11 protein-coding genes and 4 tRNA genes are annotated in these 20,285 nt (G+C 62.7%); 1 reads left to right on the forward strand and 14 read right to left on the reverse strand.

Going from position 1 to position 20,285, the window contains the following annotated elements; translation table 11 throughout:
* Positions 1-61: 61 nt before the first annotated feature.
* From BIGA_RS06215 to BIGA_RS06235, 5 genes are all read right to left on the reverse strand, one after another.
* The gene (locus BIGA_RS06215; RefSeq protein WP_033505273.1) at positions 62-892 is read right to left on the reverse strand and encodes a hypothetical protein; all 831 of its coding nucleotides are present in this window, start codon (positions 890-892) and stop codon (positions 62-64) included.
* Positions 876-1,763 (reverse strand): class C sortase, encoded by an 888-nt coding sequence (locus tag BIGA_RS06220; RefSeq protein WP_033505275.1) that lies wholly within the window; start codon positions 1,761-1,763, stop codon positions 876-878. Before BIGA_RS06220 ends, BIGA_RS06215 begins: the two co-directional genes overlap by 17 nt.
* Before the next feature lie 21 nt (positions 1,764-1,784).
* Positions 1,785-3,449: a SpaH/EbpB family LPXTG-anchored major pilin gene (locus tag BIGA_RS06225; protein WP_161786250.1), complete on the reverse strand. Its 1,665-nt coding sequence runs from the start codon at positions 3,447-3,449 to the stop codon at positions 1,785-1,787.
* 56 nt (positions 3,450-3,505) lie between these two features.
* A complete protein-coding gene (locus tag BIGA_RS06230; protein ID WP_051917139.1) occupies positions 3,506-11,728 on the reverse strand; it encodes a Cna B-type domain-containing protein in 8,223 nt (2,740 codons plus the stop codon).
* Between the two features lie 439 nt (positions 11,729-12,167).
* Positions 12,168-12,258, reverse strand: a tRNA-Ser gene (locus BIGA_RS06235).
* 209 nt (positions 12,259-12,467) lie between these two features.
* Here BIGA_RS06235 and dinB point away from each other — a divergent pair.
* Entirely contained in the window at positions 12,468-13,742 is a 1,275-nt protein-coding gene (dinB, locus tag BIGA_RS06240; protein ID WP_033505279.1) for a DNA polymerase IV, read from the forward strand.
* 8 nt (positions 13,743-13,750) lie between these two features.
* On the opposite strand, the gene dapC is transcribed toward dinB, so the two are convergent.
* From dapC to BIGA_RS06285, 9 genes are all read right to left on the reverse strand, one after another.
* Positions 13,751-14,878: a succinyldiaminopimelate transaminase gene (gene dapC / locus BIGA_RS06245; RefSeq protein WP_033505280.1), complete on the reverse strand. Its 1,128-nt coding sequence runs from the start codon at positions 14,876-14,878 to the stop codon at positions 13,751-13,753.
* Positions 14,879-15,001: 123 nt separating this feature from the next.
* Positions 15,002-15,322: a ferredoxin gene (fdxA, locus tag BIGA_RS06250; protein ID WP_033505282.1), complete on the reverse strand. Its 321-nt coding sequence runs from the start codon at positions 15,320-15,322 to the stop codon at positions 15,002-15,004.
* Between the two features lie 185 nt (positions 15,323-15,507).
* Complete coding sequence (locus BIGA_RS06255; RefSeq protein ID WP_033505496.1) at positions 15,508-16,992, reverse strand: amino acid permease; 1,485 nt, start codon at positions 16,990-16,992, stop codon at positions 15,508-15,510.
* A gap of 74 nt (positions 16,993-17,066) precedes the next feature.
* Complete coding sequence (locus BIGA_RS06260; protein WP_033505284.1) at positions 17,067-18,401, reverse strand: UDP-N-acetylmuramate dehydrogenase; 1,335 nt, start codon at positions 18,399-18,401, stop codon at positions 17,067-17,069.
* A gap of 61 nt (positions 18,402-18,462) precedes the next feature.
* Positions 18,463-18,633, reverse strand: a complete 171-nt coding sequence (gene rpmG / locus BIGA_RS06265) for a 50S ribosomal protein L33 (protein ID WP_003807891.1) — start codon at positions 18,631-18,633, stop codon at positions 18,463-18,465.
* Positions 18,634-18,681: 48 nt separating this feature from the next.
* Positions 18,682-18,755 (reverse strand) — tRNA-Met (locus BIGA_RS06270).
* Positions 18,756-18,759: 4 nt separating this feature from the next.
* Positions 18,760-18,831 (reverse strand) — tRNA-Thr (locus BIGA_RS06275).
* Between the two features lies 1 nt (position 18,832).
* Positions 18,833-18,914: transfer RNA gene (locus tag BIGA_RS06280), tRNA-Tyr, on the reverse strand.
* A 245-nt stretch (positions 18,915-19,159) separates the two neighbouring features.
* The gene (locus BIGA_RS06285; RefSeq protein WP_033505285.1) at positions 19,160-20,239 is read right to left on the reverse strand and encodes a histidinol-phosphate transaminase; all 1,080 of its coding nucleotides are present in this window, start codon (positions 20,237-20,239) and stop codon (positions 19,160-19,162) included.
* Positions 20,240-20,285: the final 46 nt, after the last annotated feature.

A 20,285-nucleotide genomic window follows, 5' to 3' on the forward strand; every position in this document is an offset into this window, starting at 1 on the left:
GTCCCCGCCAGTCCCCCGTGTGGAGGGGTGAGCGGGGACCTTGGGATCCGGGTCTGGTCGTTTATCTTGTGTCGTCGTCGTGTCGGCGGCGGGATGCGGCGATCATGCATCCGGTCATCATCAGGCCGATGGTCAGGATGAGGGCGCCGAGGATGGCGGAGCCGGTGACGGCCATCGGACGGCGATCGTCGTCGGCGTCGTCCTTCCCGTCGTCCGTCGCGCCGGCGCTCTCCCCCGGGCCGGCGGGCGTGCCGCCGCCGGGCGCGGGCTCCTCCGGTTCCGGCGTCGGCGTGGGCGTGCCGGGGCATTCGTATTTGGGGTCGACGGTCACGTCGTAGACGATGCCCCCGGCCTCGACGGCGGGCACGCCGACGAGCATCGGCATCGTCGCGCACGATTCGCCGTCCTGCGCGACGCCGGTGCGCGTCAGGAGATACAGGCCGGCGGGCAGTACGCCGAAATGGGCCGTACCGTACGCGTCCGCGGTGGCGGATTGTTCGTACAGACCGTGTTCCGCCGCGTAGTCGGAGAGAACGGACGCCAGGTCGCGCGATGCCCCGCTGGTGAGTGTGGTCCAGTCCACGCCGTCGCACGGGTCCGTGAAAGCCGGGGTCGTGGCGTACGTGATCGCCGCCGGGTCGGCGACGATGGCCGTGGCGTCGGCGACGCGGGCGATGGACCACGTGTCGCCGGCGAGGGTGACAGGCCTGTCGTCGGCGTCGACGGCGATCCCGCGGATGGTCAGCGTGCCGGACGGGACGGCCGCCAGCGCATGCCCCGCCGTCACGGCGAGCAGCATGGCGAGCGCGGCCAGAGCGGCGGCCAGGATGCGGGCCGCCGGGCGCGCCGCGCGCGTGATGCGGGATGCGACTTCGTTATGACGAACGTTCATGATGCGGTCGTCCTCCTTGTCCGCGGACGGTTCCCCTCCGCCGCATGATGGTCCCGACGGAGAAGGTCAACGCCAGGATGAGCAGCGCGATGATGAGCAGCAGGTACGGCAGCGGAATGTTGATGAAGCCGCCCACCTGCTCGATGGCCTCCTCCATCTGCGGCTCGTACGGGATGCGGTGCGCGTGCACCAGCAGGCGGTGCGAGTTGATGCCGTAGGGCGTGCAGGTGATGAGGGTCACGAGGTCCTGGCCCTGCTGGATGGCGAGGGACTCGGTCTCTGTGGGCAGGACCGTCTCTATCTCGTGGACCTCGTAGGCCAGGGTCTCCCCCAGGACCTTGATGTAGAACTGGTCTCCGACCTCCATCTGGTCGAGGTCGGTGAAGAGCTTCGCGGAGGGCAAGCCGCGGTGGCCCGAGAGCGCCGCGTGCGTGGACTCTCCGCCCACGGGCAGCGACGAGCTCTCCATGTGCCCCACGCCCACCTGGAGCACCTTCTCTTCCACGCCGTGGTAGATGGGGAGCTCCACGTTCATCTTGGGGATGATGATGTAGCCCATCATGCCGTCGCCGTTCAGGTTGAGAAGGTCCTCGTAGGCGAGGGTCTCCCCCACCTGAGCGGGCTCGCCGCCCTCGGACGCCGGGGTACCGGCGCCCGAGGAGGCGGCAAGCGCGTCGTTGTAGGCGTGCGCCTCCGCGAGCATCCGCTCGCGGTCCTCCTGGCTCATGTCCACGACGGTAGCGTCATAGGAGGCGACCGCGCGGCTTGCGTTCTGCTCGACCAGGTAGTTGCTGATCGTGGGATACAGCAGGACGAGAAGACCGGCGAGAATGACCAGGATGGGCAGTATGTCGCGTACGCGCTTGCTCACAACGACTCCGGAAAGGGGGCGTTACGCGACGTGCTCGCCGTTGGAGGTGGCGCGACGACGGTTCACGTACCAGATGGCTCCGCCGGCGATGACGGCCACGCCGACGATCGTGAAGATCACGGTGCCCATGCCGCCGGTGCCGGGGAGGAGGGTGCCCTTCTTGTTAACAACCTTAATCTCATGACTGGCATCACCGTTCACAGTCCAAGAAGGATCGACGGGAAGAGTCGTGGTGTTAGTGGTGTCCACGATCACGATCTTCACATCACCGTCGATGGGGTTATACCCCTCCGGGGTCTTGGTCTCTTCGAGGTAATACGTACCAGCAGCAAGTCCTTCGAACTCAATCTTGCCAGTAGATCCGGTCGTGACCTCCTGAATCTTGGTGGAATCGTCTTCTGTTGCTTTACGATAAACGCCTTCGCTCACGAGAACGAGTTCGATATAGTTGCCCTCGGCATCCTTGAGCTTAAAGCTTGCGTTTTCTACGGGAGTATTGGCCTCATCGACCTTGTTCAGAATGAACTCGAAATCATACTGATAAGTCTTACTGGGCTCGGACGTGCCGAATTCGTCGGTACCGGGATTGTTGGAATACTCGACCTTAACGCTGTTCGTCTCGGGTTCGCTAACAACCGCGTTTTCATTAAGCTTGGCAGTGTAGGTCACCGTAATGGTCTTGCCCGCATTATTCTTGAACAGGGCGCGAGCATCGCGGTAATTCTTTCCATCAATCGTCTTACCAAAATCGATGCGAAGTTCGCCGCCCTCGTTCCCTGCCGGAGCAGTCACCTTATAGTTGGCGTCATCAGCAGTAATTGTCTGATTACCAATCTTCACGACAACGTTATTCGTGTAGGTCAGACCATCGTCCAAGGTATCCACGAAAGCAAAGCGATAGTAATCGTTCTCACCCTCGTACTCGGACACATCAGGTACCGTTGCGGTAAGCGTGAAGGTCAGCGTGTCACCAATTTCCACAGAGGTATGATCGTCAGCCTCATCTCCGGCGCCGTTCTGGACCTGCTTGTCAACGGTGGGATACTCGGTCTTGACAGTCAGGGACGCAGTTCCGTCGACCACCGCAACCAGCATCGCATCAGTGCCACGGAACGGATCGATCACGTCAGTGGAACCAGAGGTGGCAGGGCTCACGACATAGTAGCCGAAGGGAATGCCGCTAAATGTCGCAACATAGCTATTGCCCTCCAGGCCAGCCGAAAAAGTCTGATCAGCAAGCTTCACGTTCGCAACAGACGTCGCGCCGGCACCCCTTGCCCACGCAGCGGCGAGCTTTGCGAAGTCCGCAAGTTCACCAGCGTTATTCGGGTCAGAAGGATTAGTCTGAGCCTGATTGTTGGTCAGACCATTGACGTACTCATAAGCCTTCTGGGAAACGTTGTCCTCAGTGATGCCCTCAATGGTGACCATCGGATCAATGGAAGACTCCTCGTCACCCAGGAAGAAGGTCTTCCATTCATCGCAAAGCGTATATCCATACGACTTCGTATCATCGCCGTTGTCGTGAACGGTGATGTCAAACATCCTCCATGCAGACACTCCCTTACCGCTGAATGCTGCATCGGTGGTCGTAACCGTCAGAGTTCCGTCCCCTGCCGCCATAGCGGGGGTGGCGGTGAAGAGGACTCCCACCGCCAGGACGAGCGCTGCGAGCAGTGCCGCCATCTTTCTAGTTACCTTGTGCATCTTTTCATCCTTTCTTTCTGATGCAACTTACTTACCTATTTCGAAACGCGTCGAGTATTCGGCGCGGCATTCGCAAAATGAGCGCCGGCGTAGGCGCGCGGCGGATTCCGGCGTCGACGCTGCTGGTCGAGCCAGATGCCGCCAAGAACCAGGGTCGCGAGGCCGACGGCGACGATGAGCGTCGTTCCGATGCCTCCGGTGCCGGGGAGCAAGGGCATCCCAGTGAACTTATTGGTCACAGTAAAGACCTGCTCTTCGTGGTCGGCGGTCACCTGAGACGTCTCGTATCCAGCCACGTCGACCTCGTCAACGTAGTAGGTGTAGTAGTGCCCCTCCTCCGTGGCAACAGGAAGGCTCTCTATTACCTCTCGCCACGTTGAGGACCACAGCGACTCAGCGTCCTCTTTCGTCACCGTCACCGTTGGCTTGATGGGCTTGCCCTCAGAATCGACCTGGAGAGACTTCTCATCAACAAGGTAGCCGAGATCCTGGTCGTAATAGCGCGTGCGCAACACACCATCGTCGCCGGTATAGGTCGCATACAAAACGAACTCAACCTCGCTGGGGCGCACGAGACCAAAGATGCCGTCGTCCCAGATCTTCTGCAGAGTCAGGTCAATCGAGGCCTCGCAAGGATCCTGACCATCCTCCGGCTCAGGAGTGAGTCCGCCGGTATTGTCGGTTACCTCGGCATCGGCCATAAGAACGGCCTTGGAAGCAGAGGCCATGACACCCAAGGCTTGCGCCTCGGCTCCCTCCTTGGCAGCGGTTGCGTTCTGCCAATCGGCGAGGTTGCTCCTATTGGCGTTGGGCACGTGTTTTGTCACGTCAAATCGGGCCCACGTGTTGTCCGACACCGCACTCCCTACCGTAAGGTCGGCGGTAATATTCTCGACGCTCGCGCCAACGAGGGCAGCATCGCGGTACACGTGATAGGTGTTGCCCGTCTCGACATCGGCGACGTCGTTGAACCACCAATTGGAGCTGTAGCTGGTAACGCCCGTGAACGTACCAGTCTTGTCTGCAGCGCCCTTGACGACATCTGCGAGCACCATCTCGTTACCCTGCAGCTTGCCCTCGTCGTTATGGCCGACGAACCCGCCGGCATAGCCGCTGCCATCGTGGGAGGCCTCGCCATCCTGCGAGGCACCGCCGCCAAAGACGTCGTAGCCGTCGGCAATGCCGGTCACCGTTGACCCCGTAATCTCCGCACGATTCGCCTTGATCAAGTTCACCGTTAGGTTGGAGATATCCTCTTTGCTGATATTTCCTTCTTTATCGCAGGTCAACTCAACTGAGGAGTCTCCGATTGTGATGGTGACAACATCTTCTCTGTTTGGCCCAGATTCCTTGCTCAGCGCGATGCGTATGGTAAGACCAAAAAGGGAAATCTTTGCGACGTTCCCCTCGGCAAGAACACCGACCTCGATGAACTTTTCACCACCGAGATTAATCTTTATCACATCGAGATTCTGCAGTTCATCAAGGCGCAGAGCCTCGACGATTGCATTCACCGCTACCAACAGACCCGCTACAAGAGGAGAGTTTGTCTCCAGCTTTACCAAATAGTCAAACGTTGTTTTACCTGCAAAACCGCCGGCAATCTCATCCGAGCCAACACGCTTCAGATTGATGGCAGAACAGCCCATCACATGGGCCAAATCGGCGAAACCAATAAATCCGCCAGAGATAGGCTGTACGTCGCTGGCGCTATCCTCTTCATCGCTCAGCGCGTCACGAGAGGATGAAACAGTATATCCAGCCGCAATGCCTGTCACCGTATCGTTTTTAACAATCGTGCTGAACAGGTTAATCACTTCGGCAGAAAGACCGAGAATGCTCGCGATGTCCGCCTCTTCAGCATCGAGCACGCCACTCTTGCCGGTATAGCCGATGAAGCCACCCGTATAGCTGGGGCCACTTACGGAATTGAGATTCGTAACGCTACTGTCCTGCACCGTACCGCTCATAACGCTGCCAGCGAAACCGCCAGCATTGCCACTCGAGCGCTTGTTATTCAACATGCTTCCGCTATCTGCGTTATGAGCACGGACAGTGACGCCATCCGAAACACCGATAACACCCGCGCCGTAGATGCAGGGTTGGAATACCTGTAGTACACCAACGTTGTTGAGCCCAACCAAACCAAGAATGCTTACGTTGCTACCTTCGGTACTGCCTGAAGCAACATCAGCGACGCCACCGACATCCGCCAACCCGACGAAACCGCCTGCATAGTAGCCGCCATCAACACCGCGAAGGCGTTCAACATGATTTGCCGCCAGGCTATCTGCACCGTTGTCGAGCTTTCCGAGCACCGTCGCCTCGACAGCACCGGCATAGCCGCCCGCAGCGATGGGATAGGAGCCGTCACGATAAGACTCGACCGTATAGCCCCACGCTTCGTCGAAGCCCGTCACCGTGGTGCCGCGAACCACGGACATGGAGAGCTTGAGCACGCTGACCAAATCGGAAAGACCGGTCGATCCGACGAGCGCATCGAGCACTTGCTGAAGGAAACCATCGGATGCGTTATCCGTGTTCAGCTTGGCCGCCACGCCAGCCGTCAGCTTGCCGGCAAAGCCGCCGGCATATGCCGCCGCGCTCACGCGGCGCAGACCGGAGACGTTGCACCCGTGCGCCGCCTCAGCGTCAGATGCGCCCTCCGACGACGTGCTGCCATCTCCCCAAATCTGGGCACCGGCACCGTAGCCGATATACCCGCCGGCGTTGCCGGTGGCGTTCGTAGCATCGTCCGACTGGGAACCGGAGCCAGATGACTCTACCGTCATGCCGAGGCGGTAGCCCTCGACTGAGGAATTCTTGATTACCGGCACGAAGATCTGGGCCGCGCTGAGAAGCTCGTTTAGATTGATTGCCAGAACGCCATTCAGGAGTCCAACCGACCCCAGCGTCGCCGCGGCACCCGCCTCGGCAGCACCGGCAAAGCCGCCCGCCGCACGCATAGCTCGCACGAGCTTGGTGTCGTACGCCTTGCCGTTGGTGATGGTTCCCGTGACCATGGAGCCCACGTATCCGCCAGCAGCACCGCCTCCGGCGGCAACGCTCTCGTACGTCTGACGACCGGCGACCACATGGGTGCCATACACGTATTCGGAGAGCTTCGCGGCGAGCTCATCATCGGTCGCATCGGGATCGACCTTCCCCGCAGCTCCGGCAAGGCTCGAGCCGTAGCCACCGTGGATGCCGACGTAGTCGACCCAGGAGTTCCATTCCTCTGCGTTCAGCCCGCGCAACGGACCGTATACCGCGGTGTTCTCCGCCGTGGGATAGACAACCGACAGGGCACTCAGCAGATTGTCGGCGGTCACGAGGCCCCACAGCAGGTTGAGCCCGCCGGCGCTCGCCGTATCGCCAGACTCCATAAGACCGGTGAATCCGCCCGCGTATTCCGCGCCGTACACGGAGCGGATGCGGACCGCAGCGGCCTCGCGCTTTACTCCGGTGTAGTTGCCGCCATCGTCGACTTCGTCTTTCCACGAGGACGAGCTGTTTCCCCAAATCTGGCCGCCGACGCTATGGCCCACGTAACCTCCGGCCATACCGCGTTGAACGGTGACTTTCGTGTCGGAGCCGTCGGCACCGCCCTCCTCGGTGGTCAGCGCCTGCGCTCGCACCGCACCGCCGCAGGGAACACAGGTGGTCTCGCTATTGCGGATGACCGGTACGAAGGACTGAACGAGCGTGGCCAAGTCCTTGGCACCAAGCAAGCCCGTCAAAATACCATCGTCGCCCTGCGACGCACTGCCGAGTACATCGGCAACCGAGCCGGGCTCGATTTCGCCTGCATAGCCGCCTGCCGCAGTCTGCCCGATCACGTAGGAGAAGTTGTAGCAGTTCGCATCCTGGATCCGGCCGCCGGAGATCTTGCCGGCAAAACCGCCGGCATATCCGGTTACTCCTGTGGCGGCCTCCCTACCGTTCGCGAGGACGGCAAAACCGCCTGCGGCTCCCCGCACATCGGAATGCTCGATGGTCGAGGCGACAACATTCAGCGCGCTCGTAAGGTCGCTTAGCTCAACAAGCTTGAACACCTTGAGGCCGGAGCCGACACCGGCAGCGCTTCCGATGTTCAGATAGCCCATATAGCCGCCCGCGTAACGCGGCGCGGTCACCGCATAGGAGCTCTGAACGCCAAAAAACACCTGTGCCTCGTCCGCATCAGCCGTCTCGAGATCGGCGGGCTCCGTGACGGCCGTGTAGCGCAGGCAGTCGACATCGCATTCGGAAATCTGGGCGCCGCTCGCATAGCCGGCAAAGCCGCCTGCCGAGCCGGAGTACGCATCGGTATCATCCAGTTCCGATGCAGAAACGACAAACCCCTTCGTCGCGTCCGCGGAACGAACTCCCGCCTGCTGCACCGTGGGTACGTAGGCGGAGACAACGTTCAGCAGCTGTGTGAGATTAACCTTCAGGCTATCGCCGAGCAGGCTCAGGCCGCCGCCGGCATCAGCCAGAGAACCCGATATCATGCGGCCGGCATAGCCGCCAGCATACGTGCGACCGATGACCGATGCGAGGTTGTACACCGCCCACGGAGCATCGGCGGCCGCCTGAACGAGCTCCTGCGAATCCTTGTCATCGAACACGTTGACCTTGCCGCTCTCGAAGTTGCCGGCAAAGCCGCCCGCGACGTCGGCGCTCACGCTGCCGCCCGCCTCGCAGAATGACACATCGGATACCTTGTACGTGGGCACCATGTAAGGCACCGCACCAAGCAAGTCGGTGATGCTCAGCAAACCATCGTGGCCCAAAATTTCCTCTAGGAGACCGGAGCCTTCGTCTGAATCCGACGCCGCGCTCGCAAGGCCACCCGTCGTGGAAAGACCGACAAATCCGCCGGCGGCGCCGTTAGACGTGGGGGCGGTCACGCTAGCAAGGTTCCTAACGTGGCAGTCGGTGGTGAGCATACTGCTCGCACGACCGTAGAATCCGCCCGCCGTTATCGTGTCCGTAGATGCGGAGCCCTCCCCCGTCGCCTGGACGGTAAAGCCCTCGCCGGCACCCTCGATCGACGAACCGTTGACGGTAAGACGGGAGCTCGTCGCAACGGACAACAGACCACTCAGCCTGACCAGCCTGAGCAGGTTGACGCCATCCGATCCCAGGACATCGCCCGCTGCTGCCTGACCGATAAAGCCTCCGACTTCGCCCACCGCTTTAACCGAACTCAAGCCGTGGACGCTGACGTTGTCGACCGTGCCGCCGGTAGCGCAGCCAATGGCACCGCCGACGCTATAGCCCTCAGCGGTGACCGTATATGCCCCGTTGGGTGCAATCGTCAAGTCAATCCATGGGGCCTTGCCATCAACAAGCTCTTGCATGGCCGACGCGTCGTTCACGCGCGTGTCGGATACCTCGAAGGCGGTAAAGCCGCCGCCGGCAAGATTCTTCAGGCTGCCGATGCCCAATAAGCCGTTCAGCAGACCGCCAACGGAGGCGGTCTCCATCGCACCGGCGATGCCGCCCGCATAGGACCCACCCGACTGAACCTGCGAGAGGCCAAGCACGAGATTTCCGCGCGTAGCGGGCGTCGTCCCCGCATATCGTTCGCCCGTCTGCCAGAACGCAAGCTTTTGGACCTGGTCTGCTGCAGAGCTGGCGATGGTGACGCCCTCGCCCTTACCGACCATACCGCCGGCATAGTCGCTCGTGGAGGCAACGGTAACGCTGCCGCCGATAACGGATCCACCCAAAATGGTCGACGGGTCAAAACCCATCAGCGCAAGCAGTTGTCCGGAGTTGTCCTGCCCAACCAGCCCCGTCACGATGCCGGCAAGGCTTTCCAGCAGGTTCTTATCGCCCTCATCGGCACCGAGGTTGGTGATCCATCCCATGGTGGCCTCTCCGACAAGACCGCCGGCGTACAGCGGAGCTTTTACATTCAGCGATGTCTTTGCCTGAACCGAGCTGTTCACCAGATGGCTCGCCTCCGTGGCTCCCGTAAATCCGCCAGCATGATTATCCTTTGCGGCAACCGAAAGCGTCGCCACATGAACGGTCGATTCATATGCCAGGCTTTGCGGCCTTGTTAGATCGACAAGCTGGACGCCAAGGTTTTCCAGCAGGCCCTGGACCTCTCCGTCGCGCATCAGGCCCACAAAACCGCCGGCATATTCCTTTGCATTGATCTGCAACGCGCCCTCGGATTCCACACGCGAGCTCTCGATGATCGCGCCGATTTGAACACCGGCAAAGCCGCCCGCAAAGCTCGTCTCCGCCGAACCGATGACGGGAGTCTCCCCTTCCGCAACGGCAACGAACGTGTCGACATCGCAGTCCGAGATGACGGGACGGTAATATCCGATGGGAATCAAGCGTTTCAGATCGAGGATATTGTTACCGAGCAGCAAGGTGATGAGGTCACCCAAACCCAAACCGGGAATAGCATTGAGAATCTGGGTGAGGGTATTAATCAGTATTGTGGAAATGCCGCCAAGAATCGAATACTGCGGCTGGCCCTCGATGTAGCCCACAAATCCACCGGTCATGGAATTGGCGTTCGAGACGAGCACGTCCACGGCCGTGCAGTGCTCCACCTCGACGTCACCGACGATCCTGCCAGCAAACGCACCCGTCGCGAATACCGACGGATCGCTGTTGTGCAGGTTGAACAAGTCGTGGAGGGCGTCCCCCAAACTCAAATCTCCAAATCCCGGCAGCAATATGCCAAATATCCCGCCGACTATGCCACCGACTAGGCCAAGGAGATCTCCCAAAATATCGGCAACAATCGATACGAGGGTATCGGTGTCGACGGTCTCGGTTGTACTAGTTGTAACGCGTACCCCATCGAGGATGATTCCGTTGACTCGGACTTTCCCTTGGCTCTTACCGAGGGAATTCTTCGAGATTTCCGCCTCGCTGTACAGCGAGGCAAAGAAACCCACGCCCGATTGCTTGTCGGTTGAAATCGCGTCGTTCTGATTGATTTTCACGTTGGAAATCTTGGGACGGCTGTCGGCACCATCCGTTATGGAAATGTCAGAGATGCCTGAGTTCGTGCCTTCGGTCTCAAAACAGCCCCAGAGGCTGCCTGCAGTAGCTGCCGTTGCACTCTTCGAGCCGAACATGGTCCCCGTGAACATGAGCGGCGTCCAGTCGTACGTCAGCTCGATGTCACGGAAGATGATGTAATTGGCATCTGAGGAATACGTCAACCCAGAGTTGGGGGACACACCCGTATCGGGTCCACCTTCGGCACCTGAAGAGCCTGTATACCCAACGCCCAAAACATGTTGATGAAAATTACCTTCATTTCGCAGATCCTCATTTGGACCAAGATCTGCATCGCCTCCATATTCAAGGGTCCACTCTGCAAAAGCATTAGCTTGATACCAGATCTTATCGACCACATGCTTATTCGACCCGATCGCACGCAGCTGCTGCTCGTTGCCGATCAGGATGTAATCCGTGCCGTTGATGTTCTTGACCGTCTGACCCACGTAGTCGCGGCCATCGAGCTCGTCTGCCAGCAGCACCTTGCCGGTCGTTCCGTCCTCGCCGTCAGAAAGAACCTCAGCGCCCGCGATGGTGGCAGCGTCCTGCGCGGCAGTGGACTCGCCGGCATCGGAAGACCCCGACTCCCCCGTCGTCGCGGGGTCGGTCGCGGAATCGTCGTTCTTCTCGGCCTCGTCGTTTTTCTCGACCTGCTCGTCCTTCTCGACCTGCTCGTCCTTCTCGGCCTCGACGTTCTTCTCGGCATCGGGCTCTTCCTGGGCCTCGGGCTCGTTACCTTCACCCTCGCCCGTCTGAAGCTCGACGTTGTTGTTCTCGCCCTCGTCCTCGAGGCCCTCATCCCAGCCGTCAACGTACACGTACGTGTGCTCGGGGCTGTAGGTGAGCGGCTCGTCGGAGCCCTCGTCGTAGATGGGCTGACCGGTGCCAAAGGTCTTCGCATCGCCGTCGCCGGTGAGAACGGGCTGGTCGGCCGCGTCCTCCTGGCGCGCGACGGCGGTCTGGATGGCGTTATAGATATAGATGGTGTCGGACGCGCTCTCGTAGAGCGGACGACCGTCCGCCGTGTAGGTGACGCCGTCATCCGCGTACGGGGATGACGATTCCACGCCGGGGACGGGTGAGGGGGCGTCCGGGACGACCGGCGCCGCGGACGCGATGGTCGGTGTGAGCATCGCCGTCGCGACGATCACGGCGATGGCCGTCCTCAGCGGACGCCGCATCCCCTTCCCGTGACGGGAACCCCCCTTGATGTCGCGAATCCGGATCCTGTGCGCCATGCAATCGCCCCGTCTCCCTATAGGGACGCCGTTTTCGACGCCCCCCTTACTCATACTCTGCCAATAATCTACCCCCCCCCCATACCGCAGCGGGTCCGGCCGCCAGCGTCGGGTGCATGCGAACCCCTTGTGGGGGAAGGGGACACGCCGTACGGGCGGGAGGTCGTCCCCGCGTCTATGCGTCGCCGTCGGATCCGCACGGACGGGACGTCCAGTGTGACCTTCGCGCTGGAGTGGCCGAGGACGGTCTGCAGCGTCTTCGTCATCCAAGCCTCCGAAAGCCCGTACCCCATTACGTACCCCATTAGCTATGCGGGAAAACGCTTGCATACGCATCGTCGCGCGGGTTCGTGGATACGCGGAAAACGCTCGGAAACGCTGAAATACCGCCGTTTTCGCGGAAACAAAAAGGGTTCCGGGATTATCCCGGAACCCTCGATGGCGGAGTCAGAGGGATTCGAACCCTCGAGCCGCAATCAGCGACTAACACCTTAGCAGGGTGCCCCTATCGGCCACTCAGGCATGACTCCAATCTTGAATTATGCCGCTCCAATGGAGCAACAGCAGTCTACTATACCACCCCGGACGGACTCGACGCACTATATGTCGCAATGTCGCCTCCACGCAACAAACGGTAGATATCTACCGCCTTTCCCCAACCCCTCTAGGATGGAGGATGACAACGGTCACAACGAGCAGGGCTGCCAGAGACCCCGCCGTCCCCATCTAGGATGGAGTTATGAGCACAGCACCACGGGTCGAGGCCGCGAAACGCGACTGGGGTCATGACGAGACCGGCTGCACGGTGCTGCATATCGACATGGACGCGTTCTACGCCTCGCTGGAGATCGCCCGACACCCCGAGCTTGCAGGCAAGCCGGTCATCATCGGCACCGGCCCGCGTTCCGTGGTCTCCGCCGCCAGTTACGAGGCCCGCCGCTACGGCATCAATTCGGCGATGGCGAGCGCCCGCGCGCGTCAGCTCTGCCCGGACGGCGTGTTTCTGCCGGTGGATATGCGCTACTACCGCATGATGTCGCATCGCATCTTCAGCGAGGTGTTCAGCCAGATCACCGACCGCATCGAGCAGGTGTCGGTGGATGAATGCTATATGGATGTCTCCGGTGCGCTGCTGCGCTGGGGGTCGCCGAGCGCGATCGGCGCGTGGGTCCGCCGGCAGGTGGCGGCCCGCTACCATGTGACCTGTTCGGTGGGCATCGCCGCGAACAAGCTGGTGGCCAAGATGGCCTCCACCAACGCCAAGCCGGACGGCATGCTGCTGATTCCGAAGGCCCGCCATGCCGAGTTCGTGCAGATCATGCCGCTGCGGGGCATCCCCGGCATCGGCCCCTCGCTGGAACGTCGGCTGAACGCGTGGGGCATCGATTCGGTGGCCGATCTGGCGGCCACGCCCGAGGCCACGCTCGCCCAGGCGACCGGTTCGGCCACGGTGGCGCACGGCCTGATGCTGGCGTCCCACGGCATCGATGAGCGTGAGGTCACGCCATACACGCCGGAGAAATCAATCGGCTCGGAGCGCACATTCGCCGCCGACACCACCGACATGCATACCGTGAACACCCTGCTGCGCCGCTGTTGCGACGAAGTGGCCTCCACGCTACGCAAGCGCGGGCTCATGGCCAGAACCGTAACGGTCAAGCTCCGTTTCAACGACCTGAGTTACCGGACCAAAGCGCATACGATGGACCGTCCGACCGATACGGCGGGCGTGCTGTACCCGCAATCGACGGCGTTGCTGAAGGCGATGCTGGGGCTGCCGCCGGATGCCGGCGAGGACACGCCGCTGCCCCGGCAGGTGCGATTGGCGGGAGTCAGTGCCAGTGGCTTGGCGGAACGGGAGAGCACACCCGTTCAGATGTCCATCGACGATCTGCTGGAGCAGGATACCGCGTCGAGCGGGCAGACGCGTTCCGCACGGCTACGCGACGCGGAGCAGGCCCTCGACGCCATCCGGCAACGTTACGGCAAAGGAGCGGCAAGTATCGGATTGTAGGACCGACGTCAGGCGCCCAGCCGTCGGCAGGCGTCGGCGATCGCCCCATCGGTGGCGGTGGCGGAGAACCGCAGATGATCCGGGGCGCCGTAGAACTCCCCGGGGCTCGGCACAATGCCCAGCCGCGCCAGATCGGCCATGTCCTGCCAGCAGTCGCCGGAACGGGCCTTCACCCACACGTACAGCGCCCCCTGCGGCATCGCGGCGTCATACCCATACGCGCGCAAGGCCCCGACCAAAGCGGACAGACGCCGCTCATACCGCGCCTTCTGCTCACGCACGGCGTCCCTGTCGCGCAGCCCCTCCGCCATCGCGGCTTGCACGGGGCCGGGAATGATCTGCCCGATCTGTTTGCGGTAGGCCGTCATCCGGGCGACCAGCGCATAGTCGCCGGCGATGAACGCGGTCCGATACCCGGCCATATTCGACTGCTTGCTCAGCGAATACAGCACCAGCACGCCGTCCGCGCTCCCCTCGCACACCTGCGGGTCCAGCGCGCATGGCGCCACCCCGCCTTGGCCGGTGCGCCAGTCCAGCATCGCATAGCATTCGTCGGACAGCACCACCGCGCCAATCTGGCGCGCGGCCGCCACGATCTCATACAACCATTCGCGCGACAGCGTCTCCCCCGTGGGGTTGCACGGCGAATTGACCCACACGGCCTTCACGTTCGGCACGAAACGCCACGACTCCACATCGGAGACGTCATCGACCTTCAGCACCGTGGCACCGGCCAGCTGCGTGCCGATCTCATACGTCGGGTAGGAGACGCGCGGCTGCACCACCACGTCGCCCGGCCCCAGCCGCAGTAGCGACGCCATCAGCGCCACCGCCTCCTTGGAGCCGACCGTCGGCACGATGCCCGCGTTGATCGCACCAAGGTCGACGCCGCGCCGGTCACGGAACCAGTCGGAGATCGCCTCGCGCAGATCCGCCGTGCCGGCCGTTGCGGGATACCCGTACGCGTTCGGATCGTCCGAGGCGGCGGTCAGCGCGCCGCGCACCGCCAGCGGCACCGAGTCGACCGGTGAGCCGACCGACAGATCGATCATGCCGCCCGGAACGGACGCCGCGGTACGCTTGTACTCGGCGATGCGGGACCAATCGTATGGCGACGAAAACTCGTAGAACCCCATAACGCTCCTTCGTTGAATGGCGACGATGCCGGCGGACGCCGATATCACTGTACCCAGCATACGACGAAGGCCGCCGCATATCGCGACGGCCCCGATACAACAGTGAGCAACAGCGAACGAGCGTCAGGCGTTCTGCGGCGGCAGCGCGGCCACCTGCTCAGGATCCTTGCCCAGCGGACCGGCGGCGCTGGCACCGCCCAAATCGCCCACTTCGGCGAAGAAGCTCACCGCGGCGTCCTTGTACCAGGCCCATTCCTCCGGCAGATCGTCCTCGTAGAAGATCGCCTCGGTGGGGCACACCGGCTCGCAGGCGCCGCAGTCGACGCACTCGTTCGGGTTGATGTACAGGGAACGGGCGCCCTCGTAGATGCAGTCGACCGGGCACTCATCCACGCAGGCCTTGTCCTTGACATCCACGCAGGGCTGCGCGATCACGTACGGCATGGCTTACCTCCAGCTGATATGTGACTGTGGCGTTTCGCGACCCTGACACTGTGCGGAACAACCTTGGAAAACCGCCATCATGGTGATTGCACCAGCGTCACGATGTGTCACAGTCCGGTAGTGGTCATTGCCACCAGCTTACGCCGGACACCGGAAGATGGGGCGTGCCGGCGGCCACGCGGGACTCAGCGCGCGTCGGCATCCGCCAGCTCGCCGGTGCCGAGCAGCGCATGCCGGTAGCCGTAGCCGAAGTAGATGGCGAAGCCGATCACCAGCCAGACCACGAAGCGCAGCCAGGTGACCACGGACAGGTTGACCATCAGCCACAGGTTGGCGAGCGCGATGAGGATCGGCACCCACGGGTTGCCCGGCACGCGGAACACGCGCGGCAGGTCCGGACGGCGGCGGCGCATGATCGGGATGGAGATCGCCACCAGCGTGAACGCGGAGAGCGTGCCGATGTTGACCATGTCGGACAGCATCGAGATGTCGAAGCAGGCGGCCACGGTGGCCATGAACACGCCCATGATGATCTGCAGGGCCACCGGCGTGCCGTGCCTGCCGGTGTTGCTCAGGCCGCGCGGCAGCAGGCCGTCGCGGCTCATGGCGAACACCACGCGGGTCACACCCAACAGCAGCACCATGATCACGGTGGCCAATCCCAGCACGATGCCGAAGCTGATGACCTTGGCCGCCCAGGTGGCACCGACCAGTTCGAACGCGGTGGCCAGCGACGGGTCCGGCTGCGCGGCCAGATCCTTGTAGGAGACCATGCCGGTGGTCACGATGGCCACGAGCATGTACAGCACGACCACGAGCACGAGTCCCACGCCGATGCCAAGCGGCACGTTGCGCTTCGGGTTCTCAGCCTCCTCGGATGCGGTGGCGACCACGTCGAAGCCCAGGAACGCGAAGAACACGAGCGCCGCGCCGGACAGGATGCCGGGCACACCGTAGATCGACGGGGTCATGCCGGTGACCCACTGCCACAGGGGTTGGTTCATCACGGCCTCGGATGAGGTGGACGGTTCGCTCGGCGGGATGAATGGCGTGAAGTTCTCGGCCTTGACGTAGAAGAAACCGACGATGACCACGAACAGCACGATGGCGATCTTGAGCACGGTCATCGCCCCGTCGACACGCGCGCCCAGCTTGGTGCCGAACACCAGCAGCGTGGTGAAGAACGCGACGATGACCGCCGGCGCCACGTCGATGGTGAACGGTCCGATCGCCAGATGCGTGTCGAAATCCCAGCCCATCAGGTCGAAAAAAACGTTGAGGTACACGCCCCAGTATTTCGAAATCACCGATCCGGCCATGAGCATCTCCAGGATCAGGTCCCATCCGATGATCCAGGCCACGATCTCGCCCACGGTGGTGTAGGTGAACGTGTAGGCGGACCCGGCGACCGGAATCATCGAGGCGAACTCGGCGTAGCACATGACGGCGGCGCCGCAGACCACCCCGGCGATGATGAAGCTGATGATGACGGCCGGACCGGCGTGGAATGCCGCGGCCTGCGCGCCGACGGAGAAGATGCCCGCGCCGACCGCCACGGCCACACCCATGATGGCCAGGTCCCACCATTTCAGATTGCGTTTGAGCTCGTGGCCTTCCTCGCCGGTTTCGGCGATGGTCTGCTCGACGGATTTGGTACGGAATAGATGCAGCATCAGGGACACCCCTTTGATCGTCCTTCTTCTCGCTGGGAGACAGTATAGACCCGTGGTGCCCCAACGCCCGACTACCGCAGGTCCATGCCGACGATCACCGGTTCGGGGACCAGCCGCACGCCGTAGGCGGCCTCCACACCGTCCTGCACCGCGCGGGCGAGTTCGGCCACGTCGGCTGCCGACGCCCCGCCGCGATTGGTCAGGGCGAGCGTATGCATGGTGGACAGGCCCGCCTTGGCGTCCTCGGCGGTCTTGAACCCCTTGTGGAAGCCCGCGTGGTCGATCAGCCAGGCGGCGGAGGTCTTGACTCCGGGCGTACCGTCGGGCAGCGCGGCATCGAAGCGCGGCGCGTCCTCAGGCAGACGGGCGGCCTGTTCCGCGGTCAGGATCGGGTTCATGAAGAAGCTGCCGCAGCTGTGACGGTCATAATCCGGCGCGATACCCGAGTCGACGGTCACGGCAGACGCCGCCGTGGACTGTGACACAAGTTCGGTATCCGCGGTGTTGGAAACAAGCCGTTCCGCCGCGACAGATGTGTCAGAGTCCGATCCGGGGGTTTCCGGCACGGCGAGGGAATCAGCGACGTCGCCATACTGGGCCCGCAGTGCGATCCGCACCTGATCGGCGCGCTTGGTGCCTTCCATGGCCGGGTTCAGGTAGCGGGCCGCGTCCTCCAGCATGCCCTTGGAGGCACGCACCTTGAGCACCGCATTGCGGATGGCGCGGGTCTCCATGCGGTCGCCGACCTCAACACCGAGCGCCTTGGCGAGCTGGCCGTAGCCGACGGTGCCGGTGGCGCTGTGCCGCAGGGCGAACGTGACGGAGAGGACCACGTAGCGCGGCGTCGGGAAGAACTCGCCGGCCGGGGTGGCCGGCGCCGCATACATGCTGGATTTGAGCGCCGACGAACGGTATCCGAACTTCAGGTCCTGGGCGGTCAGATCGGTGGTGCGCTTGTCCCGACGGTCCCAGACCTCCACCGATTCCACGGACGCGCCGACTTCCTGGCCGTAGGCGCCGATGTTCTGCACCACGGACGCGCCGACGGTGCCGGGGATGCCGGAGAGCCCCTCGACACCCTCCAGACCCAGCTCGACCGTGAACGCCACGAAGTCGTCCCAGTTGCAGCCGGCCTCGGCGTTGACGTGCACGGTGCGGTCGCCGCCTTCCACGGGGGCGACCTCGTCCGGCACGGTGATGGCGCGGCGGGCGTCACGCACCACGACGCCGGGGAACGGCGTGTCGGACACCAGCATGTTGGAGCCGCCGCCGATCACGCACAGGGGCAGGCCCTTGGCGTCGGCCTCCTCGACGGCCTCGATGACGCCGACGCGCGTGGTGGGTTTGATGAAACGGGCGATGGGGCCGCCCACGCCGATGGTGGTGAGTTCCGCAAAAGTCGTCATGCCTGTCATCCTATACGAAAAAACCCGACCGGTTGGGTCGGGTTTGAAAGCCTGTATGTGCTCAGCGGGTCTCGCGATGCACGGTCTGCTTGCCGCAGCGGGAGCAGAACTTCTTCAGCTCCAGGCGATCCGGCGTGTTACGACGGTTCTTGGTCGTGATGTAGTTACGTTCCTTGCACTCAGTGCATGCCAGCGTGATGCCCGGACGGATGTCGGCGCTCTTGCTTGCCATTGTCATTCACCTCTGTGTTCGTTGTCCGCCGACGGTCGCCGGCTCTTGTAGCGAGGAAGAGACTCGAACTCTTGACCTTACGATTATGAGTCGTACGCTCTAACCAGCTGAGCTACCCCGCCAGAGAGCCTCGGGTGAGAATCGGACTCACGACCTCTTCCTTACCAAGGAAGTGCTCTACCACTGAGCTACCGAGGCGTGGCGGATAGTGGATTCGAACCACTGAAGCACGAAGCGCCTGATTTACAGTCAGGTCCCTTTGACCGCTTGGGAAATCCGCCGTGTTACCGCAAGCGACCGTGGCCTCAACCGGCAACTTGGCTATCATGGCACAGCCTGAGGAAATCCGCAAGTCACCCGCGCGCCAGCCATCGGGTCACACCACACGAAACCCTTGGAATAATGCCCTTTTCGGAACATTGGTTTCAGCGTGTCGCACCCTGCATATTCAGCGTGTCGCGCCGGTGGATTCCAGGGCCCGGATCATCCACCGGCGCATGCGGAACGGCGTCCTCGGCGTGTCGGATTACAGTCCTTGAGCCTTGAGCTCCGCGCAGACCTTGATGACCAGATCGTTGGCCTCGGGCTCGCCGACGGAGATGCGGACGCCCTCGCCGGGGAACACGCGGGTCGACAGGCCCTGCTCCGTGAACGCGGCCGCGGCCTGCCCGGTCCGCTCGCCCAGCGGCAGCCAGAAGTAGTTCGCGTACGGGGTCGGGAACTCCCACCCCTGCTCGCGCAGCGCCGTCACCACACGGTCGCGTTCGGCGATGATCGCCCGCACGCGCTCGTCCAGCTCCTCCTGCGCGTCCAGCGAGGCGACGGCCGCCACCTGCGCGGTTTCGGTCACGCCGAACGGCAGCGCCACCTTGCTCATGCCCTCCACCACGTCGGCGGGCGCGATCGCGTAGCCGATTCGCAGGCCGGCCAGGCCGTAGGCCTTGGAGAACGTGTGGGCCACCACCACATTCGGATACTCGCGGAACAGGTCCATCGCCACGCTCGTGTCGGCGGCGGTGTTGAACTGGATGTAGGCCTCGTCGAACAGCACGAGCACGTCGGAAGGCACGGCCTGCATGATGCGGCGCGCATCGGCGTCCGAGATCGACGTGGAGGTGGGGTTGTTCGGATTGTTGACGATGACCAGGCGCGTGCGGTCGTTGACCGCGGCAATCAGCCCGTCCACGTCATGCGAGCCGTCCGGCAGGTTCGGCACCTGCACGCTGGTGGCGCCGGCGCCGGCCACGATCAGCGGGTACGCCTCGAAGCTGCGCCACGGGTAGACGATCTCGTCGCCCGGACCGGCCACCAGGTTCACCAGCATGGTGATGACCTCGGTGGATCCGCAGCCGAGCATGACGTTCTCCGCCTCCACGCCGTAGCGCTCGGCCAGCCGTTCGACCACGGCCCAGCCGCGCATGTCCGGGTAGCGGTTCATGCGGCCGGTGGCCTGGCTGGTAATGGCCTCGGCCACGCTGGGCAGCGGCTCGAAGGCGTTCTCGTTGCTGGACAGCTTGAACGTGCGCTGGCCGGGCTTGGCCGGCGCCGGCTTGCCCTGCTTGTATCCGGGGATGGTGTCAAGAATGCTGCGATGTTTGAAACTCATAACCCCATCCTAGTCCCGCCTCCGGCCGCGGAAGCGCCGCGTTCTC

The organism is Bifidobacterium pullorum subsp. gallinarum (assembly GCF_000741215.1).
In the GTDB taxonomy this organism is placed as follows: Bacteria; Actinomycetota; Actinomycetes; order Actinomycetales; family Bifidobacteriaceae; genus Bifidobacterium; species Bifidobacterium pullorum_B.

Coding starts and splice junctions, on each gene's coding strand:
- dapC (WP_033505280.1), bottom strand. CDS start 14,878: ATGGGGTTCTACGAGTTTTCGTCGCCATACGATTGGTCCCGCATCGCC.
- BIGA_RS06260 (WP_033505284.1), bottom strand. CDS start 18,401: ATGACGACTTTTGCGGAACTCACCACCATCGGCGTGGGCGGCCCCATC.
- rpmG (WP_003807891.1), bottom strand. CDS start 18,633: ATGGCAAGCAAGAGCGCCGACATCCGTCCGGGCATCACGCTGGCATGC.
- BIGA_RS06225 (WP_161786250.1), bottom strand. CDS start 3,449: ATGGCGGCACTGCTCGCAGCGCTCGTCCTGGCGGTGGGAGTCCTCTTC.
- dinB (WP_033505279.1), top strand. CDS start 12,468: ATGAGCACAGCACCACGGGTCGAGGCCGCGAAACGCGACTGGGGTCAT.
- BIGA_RS06215 (WP_033505273.1), bottom strand. CDS start 892: ATGAACGTTCGTCATAACGAAGTCGCATCCCGCATCACGCGCGCGGCG.
- BIGA_RS06230 (WP_051917139.1), bottom strand. CDS start 11,728: ATGGCGCACAGGATCCGGATTCGCGACATCAAGGGGGGTTCCCGTCAC.
- fdxA (WP_033505282.1), bottom strand. CDS start 15,322: ATGCCGTACGTGATCGCGCAGCCCTGCGTGGATGTCAAGGACAAGGCC.
- BIGA_RS06285 (WP_033505285.1), bottom strand. CDS start 20,239: ATGAGTTTCAAACATCGCAGCATTCTTGACACCATCCCCGGATACAAG.